This window comes from Streptomyces sp. MRC013 (assembly GCF_023614235.1).
Lineage (GTDB): Bacteria > Actinomycetota > Actinomycetes > Streptomycetales > Streptomycetaceae > Streptomyces.
In genome coordinates this window covers 1,417,313-1,429,756 of the sequence record NZ_CP094264.1, presented here as the reverse complement: position 1 = coordinate 1,429,756, position 12,444 = coordinate 1,417,313, and the positions used below count along the sequence as shown (strand labels likewise).

The 12,444-nt window shown below is 70.0% G+C and carries 7 protein-coding genes; 5 read left to right on the top strand and 2 right to left on the bottom strand.

What is annotated here, in order from left to right; translation table 11 throughout:
* Positions 1-25: 25 nt before the first annotated feature.
* The gene (locus LUW75_RS06245; protein WP_250334732.1) at positions 26-1,012 is read right to left on the bottom strand and encodes an ABC transporter substrate-binding protein; all 987 of its coding nucleotides are present in this window, start codon (positions 1,010-1,012) and stop codon (positions 26-28) included.
* A gap of 635 nt (positions 1,013-1,647) precedes the next feature.
* Between LUW75_RS06245 and LUW75_RS06240 the strand changes: the two genes are divergently transcribed.
* A complete protein-coding gene (locus tag LUW75_RS06240) occupies positions 1,648-2,871 on the top strand; it encodes an NAD(P)-dependent malic enzyme (protein WP_250334731.1) in 1,224 nt (407 codons plus the stop codon).
* Between the two features lie 193 nt (positions 2,872-3,064).
* Here the strand turns inward: LUW75_RS06240 and LUW75_RS06235 are convergent, their stop codons facing one another.
* Positions 3,065-3,460 (bottom strand): hypothetical protein, encoded by a 396-nt coding sequence (locus tag LUW75_RS06235; RefSeq protein WP_250334730.1) that lies wholly within the window; start codon positions 3,458-3,460, stop codon positions 3,065-3,067.
* Positions 3,461-3,633: 173 nt separating this feature from the next.
* Between LUW75_RS06235 and LUW75_RS06230 the strand changes: the two genes are divergently transcribed.
* From LUW75_RS06230 to LUW75_RS06215, 4 genes are all read left to right on the top strand, one after another.
* Positions 3,634-5,874 carry an N-6 DNA methylase gene (locus LUW75_RS06230; RefSeq protein ID WP_250334729.1) on the top strand — a complete coding sequence of 747 codons (2,241 nt, stop codon included), beginning with the start codon at positions 3,634-3,636 and terminating at the stop codon, positions 5,872-5,874.
* A 91-nt stretch (positions 5,875-5,965) separates the two neighbouring features.
* The gene (locus tag LUW75_RS06225) at positions 5,966-7,975 is read left to right on the top strand and encodes a type I restriction-modification system subunit M (RefSeq protein WP_250334728.1); all 2,010 of its coding nucleotides are present in this window, start codon (positions 5,966-5,968) and stop codon (positions 7,973-7,975) included.
* Positions 7,972-9,228, top strand: a complete 1,257-nt coding sequence (locus LUW75_RS06220; RefSeq protein WP_250334727.1) for a restriction endonuclease subunit S — start codon at positions 7,972-7,974, stop codon at positions 9,226-9,228. Before LUW75_RS06225 ends, LUW75_RS06220 begins: the two co-directional genes overlap by 4 nt.
* Before the next feature lie 2 nt (positions 9,229-9,230).
* Positions 9,231-12,428, top strand: a complete 3,198-nt coding sequence (locus LUW75_RS06215) for a type I restriction endonuclease subunit R (RefSeq protein ID WP_250334726.1) — start codon at positions 9,231-9,233, stop codon at positions 12,426-12,428.
* Positions 12,429-12,444 lie beyond the last annotated feature (16 nt).

The following is a 12,444-nucleotide window of genomic DNA, read 5'->3' as shown; positions in this document are numbered from 1 at the left end:
GTGGCCTGTCGGTGCCGACCGGTAATCAGGAACCGCCGTTGATCTTGGCCTCGGTCACGGCGCCCTGGGCGACGCCCCACTTGTCGAGGATCTTCTTGTACTCGCCGTTGGCGATGATCGCGTCCATGGCGGCCTTGATCGCGTCGCGCAGCCGGCTGTCCTTCTTGGCGACGGCGATGCCGTACGGGGCCGCCTGGACCTGCTCGCCGACGATCTGGAAGTCGTTGCCGCCGCCGGAGGTCTTCACCGTGTACGCGGCGACCGGGAAGTCGGAGGAGCCGGCGTCGGCGCCGCCCGCGCGCAGACGGGTCTGGGCCAGCTGGTCGTTGTCGAAGGACTCGATCGCGATCGCGGGCCTCTTGGCGTCCGTGCACTTCTTCGACTCGGACTTGACCTGGTCCTCGGAGACCGTGCCGCGCTGCACGACCAGCTTCCTGCCGCAGAGGTCCGACCAGGACGTGATGCCCTTGTCGTCGCCCTTCTTCGTGTAGAGGGAGACGCCGGCGCTGAAGTAGTCGACGAAGTCGACGCCCTCGCCCACCTTCTTCTTCGTCTCCGAGTCGATGCCCTGCTGGCGGTCCTTCGTGTCCGTCATGGCGGACATCGCGATGTCGTACCGGTCGGCGCGCAGACCGGTGATCAGCGTGTCGAAGGTGCCGTTCTCGAACTGGAACGTCACGCCGAGCTGTCTGCCCATGGCCTCGGCGAGGTCGGGGTCGATGCCGACGACCCTGCCGTTCTCGTCCTTGAACTCGACCGGCGCGTACGCGATGTCCGAGCCGACCTTGATGACGCCCTTGTCGCGGATGTCCTGCGGCAGCCTGTCGGCGAGCGGGGCGGAGGGGGCGGCCGCCTTCGTCCCCCCACCGGAGGCCCCGCTCTGCGTCTGGTCGCCGCACGCGGTGAGCAGCAGGGCGCCGGCGACCGCCGTCGCGGCGACCACGACGGTCCGGGACGACCGCGGCGTCCGGGGATTCGCGGAGGCCGGGCGGCGGGTGGTGCTTGCGGTCATGGTCGGGTTCCTCCGGCGGGTGAAAGGAATGCCAATGGGTCGGTACGCGTTTTCGAACGTCGTGACCCCGTGTGGTTACGGCATCTTGCCATTCGGGTCGGCCCTCACAAGGGGCTCCGCATGTCAAAATCGGATAACGGGCGACCTCCGAACCTCAACGCCCCGGTCCATCAAGGCCGGACCTTCTGCGGACCGCGCGTCACCGCACCGGAAAATCTCCTGCCGATCTCGCGATATGGACGCGATGACAGCGGCAATCCGGACCCGGGGACGACTTGTCCAGACATTCGCCTATGAGTCATGTCACCGGGCGCGGAGCGCTCCGGGCCGGACGCCCGGGCCCCCCGCCCCCCGGGGCCGCCGCGCCGGGGCGGCCCGGCCCGGCGCCGCGGGCCCGGGGGTGACCGGCCCCACGGGGGCCTGACTCGTCCCCCGGGGCGTCCGTCGGGTAAGAAGGATCCTTACACCCCTCACCCGGGGCTCAGGGCGCGTTGTGCGGCGCGCCCGCGCGTTCGTACCAGTCCCCGCGGGGGTGGGCCAACCGCCTTCCGCGAGGCGCGGACGCGGTGCCCGCCCACCCCTCCTCAACCAGGAGTGGCCACCCTCGAACCATGAAGAATTAAGGGGTCAACCCAATGGCAGCGGAGATCGTCAACCCTCGTGGCGCCAGCGATACCGACGACGGTGCGCAAGGCGTCTCGGACGAGCCCTTCGATCCGGCATTCGCCCTCCACCGGGGCGGGAAGATGGCCGTGCGGGCCACCGTCCCGGTCCGCGACAAGGACGACCTGTCCCTCGCGTACACGCCCGGCGTGGCGAAGGTGTGCAGCGCCATCGCCGAGCGTCCCGAACTCGTCCACGACTACACCTGGAAGTCCCAGGTCGTCGCCGTCGTCACCGACGGCACGGCCGTCCTGGGCCTCGGCGACATCGGGCCCGAGGCCTCCCTCCCCGTGATGGAGGGCAAGGCCATCCTGTTCAAGCAGTTCGGCGGCGTGGACGCGGTGCCCGTCGCGCTCGCCACGACCGACGCCGACGAGATCGTCGAGACCGTCGTCCGGCTCGCCCCCTCCTTCGGCGGGGTGAACCTGGAGGACATCTCGGCGCCCCGGTGCTTCGAGATCGAGCGGAAGCTCCAGGAGCGCCTCGACATCCCGGTCTTCCACGACGACCAGCACGGCACCGCCGTCGTCACCCTCGCGGCCCTGCGCAACGCGGCCAGGCTCACCGGGCGCGGTCTCGGCGACCTGCGGGCCGTGATCTCCGGCGCGGGCGCGGCCGGTGTGGCGATCGCGAAGTTCCTGCTGGGGGCCGGTCTGGGAGACGTCGCGGTCGCCGACCGCAAGGGCGTCGTCAGCCGCGACCGGGACGACCTGAACCCGGTCAAGCGGGAGCTCGCCGAGCTCACCAACAAGGCCGGGCTGTCCGGCTCGCTGGAGTCGGCCCTCGCCGGCGCGGACGTCTTCATCGGCGTCTCCGGCGGTACGGTCCCCGAGGCGGCGGTGGCGTCGATGGCGCCGGACTCGTTCGTGTTCGCCATGGCCAACCCGAACCCGGAGGTCCACCCCGACGTCGCGCACAGGTACGCGGCGGTCGTGGCCACCGGCCGGTCGGACTTCCCGAACCAGATCAACAACGTGCTGGCCTTCCCCGGGATCTTCGCGGGCGCCCTCCAGGTGCGGGCCTCCCGCATCACCGAGGGCATGAAGATCGCGGCGGCCGACGCGCTGGCGGACGTGGTCGGCGACGAGCTCGCCGCCGACTACGTGATCCCGTCGCCCTTCGACGAGCGCGTCGCCCCGGCGGTCACCGCGGCCGTCGCGGCGGCCGCCCGCGCGGAGGGCGTCGCCCGCCGCTGACGCGCGAGCCGGGCGCCCGTGGGCTCGACGTCCGCGCCGACAGGAGCCCGAAGGGCCGTGCCCCTCCCCGTGCGGGGGAGGGGCACGGCCCTTCGGCGTCCGGGGCGCACGGGCGGCGGCAGGGGGCGCGGGGCCCCTCGGGCGGCGGTCGGGGCATCCGTTCCCCTCAAGCGGGTGTCGCAGCTTCGCATCCTCATGCCGGGACACCACGCGTTACCGCTCTGAGCCGGGGTTTCTCCCCCGGGGCGGTTTCCGCGCCGTGGCCGCCCCCGCTGTCGGAGGTGCGCCACGGGACCTGCACCCCGAAGACACCTGACACGGTGTCGGCCGACCAGGCCTCGGCGAGCGGTTCGGAGAGCACCGGGTAGAGGCGGTCGGCGGGAGCGGGCAGGGTGTGGCCGATCTCCAGGAGGCGGGTGGCTCCCGCGCGGAGGTCGGCGTAGGTGGAGCGGCCGGCACCGAGAACCTCGTGGAGGAAGTGACCGTCGTCCGCGATCCGGCTGACACCGACGACCGGGGAGTCGATCGGATGCGTGGCGCGGTACGGCGCCAGGACGCTTGGCGGTGCGGTCCCGGAGTTGCGCTGCACGCTTCCATTCGGAAGCTCAACCAGATAAGAGCAGCCTTGAAAGCTACGTCAAACAGATTGACGCACTTGGCGAATGTTGTAGCGTGTTAACGTCCCTGTTCGACTGGCCCGAGAGGTGCGGAACCCCACGCCATGCCCCAGCAGCCACCCCCCGACCGGCGCCTGCCGCACACGTGACGGCCGCCGAGATCTCCCGCATCGCAGGGGTCACGCGCGCCACCGTCAGCAACTGGCGCCGCCGCCACGACGACTTCCCGGCTCCCAGCGCGGGCACGGAATCCAGCCCGCTCTACGACCTGCCGGCCGTCCAGGCATGGCTGCGGGGACGCGGGCACACCTCCGCCGCCTCGCCGGCCGAGGAGCTGCGGACGGCACTACGGCTGCTGGGGCCCGGCTCGGGAGTGGCCGCGCGACTGTTCCCCCTGGTGGCCGCCGCTTCCCGCCGCACACCGGAGGAGCTGGCCGAGCTCGCCGCCCTGCCCGACGACCGGCTGCTCGCCCGGGCGGAGAAGGCCGCGGGCGAGCTCCCGGCCACCGTGCCCGAGGCCGAACCGGTCCACTACGGCCCGGACGACGCGGGCGCGGTCCGCGCGCTGCTGGGCTGCGTCCGTGAGGCGGGGGCCCAGGCCGCCCTCGACGTCTTGGCCGAACGCGAACTGGACGAGGGCGCCGCCGGCGGCGTCTACCGGACCCCGGAGGGCCTGGCCCTGCTCATGGCGCGGCTCCTGCCCGCCGGCGCCTCCCGCGTCCTCGACCCCGCCTGCGGCAGCGGAACGCTCCTCGCCGCCGCCGCCCGGCAGGGCGCGCGGGAGCTGTTCGGGCAGGACTCGCTCCCCGTCCAGGGCCGGCGCACCGCGGTCCGGCTGCTGATCGCCGCACCCGACGCCGAGACGGCGATCCGCGTCGGCGACAGCCTGCGCGCCGACGCCTTCCCCGACGTCACCGTGGACGCCGTCCTGTGCAACCCGCCGTTCGCCGACCGCGACTGGGGCCACGACGAGCTGGCCTACGACCCGAGGTGGGCGTACGGGGTCCCGCCCCGCTTCGAATCCGAACTGGCGTGGGTGCAGCACGCCCTCGCGCACCTGGAGCCGGGCGGCCACGCGGTCATGCTGCTGCCGCCGGGAGTCGCCTTCCGCTCTTCCGGCCGCCGCGTCCGCGCGGAACTCATCCGCGGCGGGGCCCTGCGCGCCGTCGTCTCCCTCCCGGCGCGTGCCGCGTACCCGCTCCACGTCGGCCTGCAGATCTGGGTGCTCCAGCGCCCCGAACCGGGCGGCGCGGACCGTGCGACGGTGCTGTTCGTCGACGGGGAGGGCGAGCAGCGGGACGGCGCCGCGGGCACGCCGTCCGCCACCGGTACGGCGACGGCGGGTGCCGGCTCCCGCGCCGGCTCGCGCTCCCGCCGGCCCGGCCCTTCCGCCTCCGCCTCCGCCTCCGCCCCCACCTCTTCGGCCTCCGCCGCCACCGTCGACTGGGAGGCGCTGTCGGAGCGGGTCCTCCGCCAGTGGGCCGCGTTCACCACCGCCCCCGGCACCTACGCCGGCGAGCCAGGCGTCGCCCGCGCGGTGCCGGTCGTCGACCTCCTCGACGACGTCGTCGACGTCACCCCGGCCCGCCACGTCAGGGCGACCGCGGCCGACATCGACCCGGCGGCCCTGGCCCGGCGCGTCCACGACCTGCACGAACGACTGGCCGAGCAGGTCGCCGCCCTGACCTCCGCCTCCGCGCCCGGCGGCTGGCAGCCGTCCGGGGACTCGCCCCGCGAGTGGCGTACGGCGACCGTCTCCGACCTGGCGCGCGGCGGCGCCCTGACCGTGCTGCGGGCGGCGCCGCCCGGCACCCGCGGCTCCAAGGACTCCGCCGCCCCCGCCGTCGACCGGCCGGTCCTCACCGCCGAGGACGTCTCCACCGGCAACCCCCCGTCCGGCGGAGCCGTCGACCTCCACGCCGACGCCGCGCAGCCCGTCGCCGCCGGGGACGTCCTGGTGCGCGCCGTCGCGAGCAGCGGCAGCCAGGCCGCCATGACCCGCGTCGCGGACGACCGGGACGCCGGAGCCCTGCTCGGTCAGCACGTCCACCTCCTGCGCCCCGACCCGGCCCGCCTCGACCCGTGGTTCCTGGCCGGGTTCCTCGGCGCCGACGACAACATCGCCTCCGCGTCCACCGGCTCCACCCTCGTGCACGTCGCACCGGGCCGCCTGCGCGTACCGCTGCTGCCGCTGGAGGAACAGCGGCGCTACGGGGCGGCGTTCCGCCGCGTGTACGAGCTGCGCGCGGCCGTCCGCCGTACCGCCGACCTCGCCGCCGACACCGCGGCCACCCTGACCACCGGCCTCACCGCCGGCGCACTCCTGCCACCGGACACCCCGGGCAGCCCGGACACGCCGGGCACCCCGGACAGCCGTTCCGCCTGAAACGCCCCACGCGCCCCACCACGTACGACCACACTGGATCCCTGCCGTCCCCCGCCCGGGCGGCGTCTTTTCGGAAGGAAGCCGGGACCTCTTGAACAGCAGCAAGCACACGGAGTTGGCGAACCACGCCTGGTCCGTCGCCGATCTCCTGCGCGGCGACTACAAGCAGTCCGACTACGGCAAGGTCATCCTGCCGTTCACCGTGCTGCGCCGCCTGGAGTGCGTCCTGGAGCCGACGCGCGACAAGGTCGTCGAGACCGTCGCCAGGTTCGCGGGCCAGGACATCGACACCGACCACTTCCTGCGCCGCGCCTCGGGCCACTCCTTCTACAACAAGAGCGACCTCACCCTGCGGAAGATCGCGGCCGACCCGCAGAACGCGGCGAAGAACCTGCAGGTCTACGTCGGCGCCTTCTCCGACAACGCCCGCGAGGTCCTCGACAGGTACGAGTTCAACCAGCAGATCAGGAAGCTCGACTCCGCGAACCTCCTCTACCGGGTCATCGGCAGGTTCACCGACCTCGACCTGCACCCCGACACCGTGCCCAACCACAACATGGGCTACGTCTTCGAGGAGCTGATCCGCCGCTTCGCCGAGCAGTCGAACGAGACCGCGGGTGAGCACTTCACCCCGCGCGAGGTCATCAAGCTGATGGTCAACCTGCTGGTGGCGCCCGACGCGGACGCCCTCACCGTGCCCGGTGTCGTCCGCACGGTCATGGACCCGGCCTGCGGCACGGGCGGCATGCTCAGCGCCGCGGACGACCACATCAAGGCCCTCAACCGGGACGCGACGGTCGAGGTGTACGGGCAGGAGCTCAACCCCGAGTCCTGGGCGATCTGCCGGTCCGACCTCATGATCAAGGGCCAGGACCCGGAGAACATCCGCTTCGGCAACTCCTTCTCCGACGACGGCCACGCCCGCCGCAGGTTCGACTACATCCTGGCCAACCCGCCGTTCGGCGTGGAGTGGAAGAAGGTCAGGGAGGAGGTCGAGTACGAACACAAGTCGCTCGGCGACGCCGGCCGCTTCGGCGCGGGCCTACCCCGCATCAACGACGGCTCGCTGCTCTTCCTCCAGCACATGATCGCGAAGATGAAGCCGGTGGACGTCAACGGCGGGGGCGGCTCCCGCGTCGCCATCGTCTTCAACGGCTCCCCGCTGTTCACGGGCGCGGCCGAGTCGGGCGAGTCCAACATCCGCCGCTGGATCCTGGAGAACGACTGGCTGGAGGCGATCGTCGCCCTCCCGGACCAGCTCTTCTACAACACCGGCATCTCGACGTACTTCTGGATCCTGACGAACCGCAAGGACGCCGACCACAAGGGCAAGGTCGTCCTGCTGGACGCGCGCGACCAGTGGGTGAAGATGCGCAAGTCGCTGGGCGACAAGCGCAAGGAGCTGGGCGACGGGACGAACGGCCGTCCCGACCACATCGGGGACATCACCCGGCTGTACGCGGAGGCGCTGCACGTCGCGAAGAACCCCGAGCACCCGCTGCACGGCAAGGTGAAGGTCTTCGCCAACGAGGACTTCGGCTACCAGCGCATCACCGTGGAGCGGCCGTTGAAACTCCGCTTCGAGGTGACGGAGGAGACCCTGGCCGCACTGGCGGAGGCCAAGGCGGTGGCGAAGCTGGAGCGGAGCGAGGAGTTCGTCGCGGCGGTGCGTACGCTGCTCGGCTCGTCCTGGGCGACGAAGTCCGAGGCGTTCGTCGCCCTGAAGGACGCCGTGGTCGCGGCCGGCCTGACGTGGCCGTCGGGCGCGCCGTTCGCGAAGGCGGTACGGGAGGCGGTGGGGGTCCGGGACCCGGAAGGCGAGGTGCAGAAGATCAAGGGCACCCCGGAGCCGGACACGGACCTGCGGGACTACGAGAACGTCCCGCTGGGCGAGGACGTCGAGGAGTACCTCAAGCGCGAGGTGCTGCCGCACGTGCCGGACGCGTGGATCGACCACACGAAGACGAAGATTGGCTACGAGATCCCGTTCACGCGGCACTTCTACGTGTACAAGCCGCCGAGGCCGCTGGCGGAGATCGACGCGGAGCTGAAGTCGCTGGAGGCGGAGATTCAGGCGCTGTTGGGTGAGGTGACGGAATGACGCTTTCCTACCCTACGGTCAAGCTTGGACGCGTCGCCCGGATCATCAGCGGTGTGGGGTTCCCCCACACCTTCCAGGGCAGGAATTCTGGCGACTACCCGTTTCTGAAGGTTGCCGATCTTGCTACGCGGAGAAGCGGCTACAGCGTGATCGGGGCGCAAAACTGGGTCAGCCGTGGAGACATCAGCTCACTTGGTGCGCGCTTGGCCCCAAGTGGCTCAGTAGTCTTCCCCAAAGTCGGCGCAGCCCTTCTTAAGAACCCTCGGCGACTACTGCGGCAACCGTCAGCAATGGACAACAACTTGATGGCTGTAGTACCGCAAGTGGGTGATCCTCGCTTCTGGATCTACGCACTGTCGATAATCGATCTTGGCGAGTTGGCTGGCTCCGGCCCACTTCCGTTCGTCAATGAAGCTCAAATTCGAGACTTGCGGATCAGCTTTCCCGACGAAGGGGAACAGCGCCGCATCGCCGACTTCCTCGACGCCGAGACTGGCAAGCTAGATCGAATCCAGCTCCTCTCCAATAAGCTCTCACGCCTCCTGGGCGAGCGGCAGGCGTCACTGCTGTCGAATTGCTTTGCGTCACACACAGTACAAGCTGACGGTGCACTTCCAATCAATCTTGCATTGCGACGCGTCGTTAGTCGATGGATCGACTATCGCGGAGCGACACCCGAGAAGACCGTATCCGGGATCCCATTGGTCACTGCCAAGAACATTCGCGACGGAAAGATCGACTTGGCTGCAAGTCGCGAGTATATTGCTGAAGACGCCTACAGTGATTGGATGCGTCGTGGGCTACTCATGCACAGCGACGTGTTGTTGACCACTGAGGCTCCGCTTGGACAGGTGGCCATGGTCGATGATGCAGGAGTGGCTCTCGCGCAGCGTGTGATTGTACTCAGGGTCGATCAGAGGTTCTGTAGTCCGGAATGGCTTTACTGGTACCTGCGTTCCCCCCAGGGACAGGCGGAGCTGGAACTCAGGGCCACCGGATCAACCGCCTTGGGTATCAAGGCCGACAGGTTGCGCGGAGTCCCCATTCCGGTTTTGAAACCTGCAGAGGCGAAAAAACGCTTGGCGCAATTGCAGAGCCAGGTGTCTCAGGTCGAAAGCCTGCAGAGTGAGTTGTCACGACAGCGAGCGCTGATCACCGAACGCCGCCAGTCCCTCATCACCGCCGCCGTAACCGGCCAGTTCGACGTATCCACCGCCAGCGGGCGCAACGTAACGGACGGAGTCACCGCGTAGCCATGAGCCCCATCCACACGGAATCCGCCTTCGGGGACGCCATCGTCGCCGCCATGGTCGAGCGCGGCTGGCGCGAGGCAAGTCCGCAGAATTACCGGGCCGATCTCGGCCTGGACACCGGCGAGTTGTTCGCCTTCATCCGGGAGACCCAGCCCGACGAGTGGGGCGAGCTGCTCACCGTCTACGGCGGCGACCCGAGCGAGGCCCAGCGCGGGTTCGCCGCCCGCCTGGACCAGGCCATCACCACCAACGGCCTTCTCGACGTGCTTCGCAACGGCGTTAAGGACCGGGGCGTCCTGCTCCGCGTCGCCTACTTCAAACCGAACCTCGTCGCCCACGACTCCGTGCTGGACGGGTACCGGGCCAACCGCCTCACCGTCGTCCGGGAGCTGGAGTACGCGACCAAGCAGGCCGACTGGGGCAACCGGCTCGACCTCGTCCTGTTCCTCAACGGAATCCCGGTTGCCACGGCCGAGTTGAAGAACCCGCTGACCAGGCAGGGTGTGGAGCAGGCCAAGGAGCAGTACCGCACCGAACGGGACCCCACTGAGCTGATCTTCACCCGCCGTGTCGTCGCGAACTTCGCCGTCGACCCGGACCTGGTCTTCGTCGCCACCCAGCTCAAGGGCAAGAACACCCGCTTCCTCCCCTTCAACACCGGCTCCAACGGCCCCGGTCAGCCGGGCGGCGCCGGCAACCCGGCCCCGACCGCCTACGGCACGTACGCCACCTCCTACCTCTGGGAGCAGGTCTGGCAGCCGGACAACTGGCTGGACCTGCTCCAGCGGTTCGTGCACCTGCACAAGAGCAAAACGCCCGGCGGCGGCACCACCAAGACGATGATCTTCCCCAGGTTCCACCAGTGGGACGTAGTCAAGAAGCTCACCGCGCACGCCGCCACCCACGGTGCCGGACACGACTACCTGGTCATGGCCTCGGCCGGCTCGGGCAAGTCGAACACCATCGGCTGGCTGGCCCACCGCCTCAGCGACCTGCACACCCCCACCGACCCCCGCGAACTCGACCCCGAGGCCGTCGCCAAGGGCCTCAAGCCGGGCGTGCCGGTCTTCGACAAGGTCATCGTCATCACCGACCGCCGCAACCTGGACGCGCAGCTCCGGGAGACGGTCGGCAGCTTCGAGCAGACCGCGGGCCTCGTCGTGAAGATCGACGAGAAGCACGGGGCGAAGGGCGAGCAGCTCGCCAGGGCCCTCTCCCGCGACACCGGGAAGATCGTCACCGTCACTCTGCACTCGTTCCCGGCGCTGCTCGACTACCTCCAGCGCAACCCCACCGAGATCCGGGGCAGCCGCTTCGCGATCATCGTGGACGAGGCGCACTCCTCGCAGTCCGGCGACGCCGCGACCGCCGTACGGTCCGCGCTGCGCGATCTCGGCCTGGACTCCGACTCGGACGACGCGGGCGCGACCACGGTCAAGGCCGAGGGCGCCACCCTGGAGGAGCAGCTCAAGAAGAGGGCCGAGCAGCGTTCCCGCGCCGCGAACCTCTCCTACTTCGCATTCACCGCCACGCCGAAGGCCAAGACCCTCGAACTCTTCGGCACGCTCCAGGACGTCGACGGCAAGGCGGCCTACCGGCCCTTCCACACGTACTCCATGCGGCAGGCGATCGAGGAGGGCTTCATCCTCGACCCGCTGCGCAACTACGTCACGTACAACACGTACTGGAAGCTGGTGAACCAGAACCCCGACGAGCGGGAGGTCGACCCGTCGAAGGCGAACCCCCTGCTCGCCCGGTACGCGCTGACCCACGACTCGACGGTCGCCCAGCACGCCCAGGTGATCGTGGAGCACTTCGCGGCGCACAGCCGGGGCCGTCTCGGCGGGCGGGCCAAGGCGATGGTGGTGACCGCCTCCCGGCAGTCCGCCGTGCAGATGGCGCGGGCCATCAAGAGCTACATCAAGGACCGGGACTACGACACCAAGTACCCCGACCTGGGTGTCCTCGTCGCCTTCTCCGGATCGCTCACCATCGACGGCGAGGAGACCACCGAGCCGAAGGAGAACGGCGGGCTGTCGGAGAGCGCGCTGCCGAAGGCGTTCGCCTACACGCGCGCCGACGACAAGGCCGTCCGGGCCGGTGGTCCTGGCCAGCGCGAGTACAGGATCCTCGTCGTGGCGGAGAAGTACCAGACCGGCTTCGACCAGCCGCTCCTGACGACGATGTACGTCAACAAGACGCTGACCGGCATCTCCGCCGTCCAGACGCTGTCCCGGCTGAACCGGACCGCCGAGCGCAAGACCCAGGCCGACCTGGCGGTCCTCGACTTCGTCAACGACGCCGAGGACATACAGGAGTCCTTCCGCCCGTACTTCGAGGAGGCGAACACCCTCCCCTCCGACCCCAACCTCCTCTACACCGCGCAGAGCCGGGTCATGCAGGCGGCGGTCCTGTCCGGGCAGGAGATGGACGAGTTCGCCGCCGCGTACTTCGCCGCCAAGGAGAAGGCGGCGGGCTCGCAGTCCAAGTGGGAGAAGCTGCACGCCGAGCTGTACCGGCTGCTCTCCCCGGCGGTCGCCCGCTTCACCGCTCTGCTCGAAAGCGAGGACGAGGACGACCAGGAGACGGCGGAGGGCTTCCGCGCCGACCTCAACGACTACGTCAGGAAGTACGGCTTCCTCGCGCAGATCGTCCCCTACCAGGACGCCGAGCTGGAACGGCTGCACCTCTACGGCCGCTACCTCCTCAACCGGCTGCCGCGCCGCGCGGACGGCGGGGTGGACATAGGCGAGGTCGACCTCAGCCACCTGCGGGTGGAGAAGACCGGCGAGTACGACGTCTCCCTCACCCCCGAGGGGCCGGCGACGATGCCGGGCTTCGGCGACGGCTCGGGCGGCGCGAAGGAGGCGGAGAAGTCGCTGCTCTCCGAGCTGATCGAGAAGTTCAACGAGCGGTTCGGCACCGATTTCACCGAGCAGGACTTCATCCGCCCGTTCGAGGAGACCACGGCCGACCCGAAGGTGAAGGCGGCGGCCGTCGTCAACGACGAGGAGAACTTCGGCCTCGTCTTCGACACCGTCTTCGCGGACAAGATGGCCGACCACATCGACACCATCGCGGGACTGGGCCGCCAGTACTTCGGTCCCGACAAGGGCTTCAAGTCCAGCCTGGACCGCAGCGCCCGCAAGGCCGCCTGGCGGATGCTCCGCCGCGAGGCGGGGCTCGACGACGGCATCTGACGTGTACGCCCCGGCC

Excerpts from the sequence above, each read along its gene's own strand:
- LUW75_RS06245 (WP_250334732.1), bottom strand. The coding sequence starts at position 1,012 with ATGACCGCAAGCACCACCCGCCGCCCGGCCTCCGCGAATCCCCGGACG.
- LUW75_RS06240 (WP_250334731.1), top strand. The coding sequence starts at position 1,648 with ATGGCAGCGGAGATCGTCAACCCTCGTGGCGCCAGCGATACCGACGAC.
- LUW75_RS06220 (WP_250334727.1), top strand. The coding sequence starts at position 7,972 with ATGACGCTTTCCTACCCTACGGTCAAGCTTGGACGCGTCGCCCGGATC.
- LUW75_RS06215 (WP_250334726.1), top strand. The coding sequence starts at position 9,231 with ATGAGCCCCATCCACACGGAATCCGCCTTCGGGGACGCCATCGTCGCC.